Raw genomic sequence first — 488 nt, forward strand, 5'->3', positions numbered from 1 at the left:
TGTCAAAAAGGCCCGAATGCAGGCGGCGGATCTCTTGACGCAGGGCAATCAGTTCGTGCTGTTCGCCTTCACGTTCCCGACGCAGAATCTCTCCGAGTAAGGCAGTCGCACGCGATGCCGGCAGATCGCGGTGTACGCGCGCCTCGCCGAGCCTGCCTGTGACTGCCGGTTTGATGATCAGCAGCCACGCTGGAAACCACGCGTAATCCTCTACTTCGCCTGTGCCTCGGAAATCTGCATCAAAGCGTCGACGCAGCACGTTGAGCGAAGCGTCCTGCAGGGTGACAATGAGCGCGGTGAACCGGGCCGGCGCCAACCACGCCAACTCCGCAATTAGCGGCCACGCAGCATCGACTCCGGCGGAACGATAGCGCGCCTCGGTCATCCACGCGAGCGGCGATGGAATGCGCCACCAGGACTCAATCGATTCGATAGCATCGCTTGCAGCGGCCCAGTCACTTGCCCGAAGCCACAGAGGTGCGGCGTGA

1 pseudogene is annotated in these 488 nt (G+C 62.3%); it reads right to left on the bottom strand.

The window, feature by feature from the left end:
* Positions 1–488, bottom strand: a pseudogene (locus tag QCE73_RS33940) (hypothetical protein); the annotation flags it as partial.

It is taken from the genome of Caballeronia sp. LZ029, assembly GCF_031451275.1.
GTDB classification, from domain to species: Bacteria; Pseudomonadota; Gammaproteobacteria; order Burkholderiales; family Burkholderiaceae; genus Caballeronia; species Caballeronia jiangsuensis.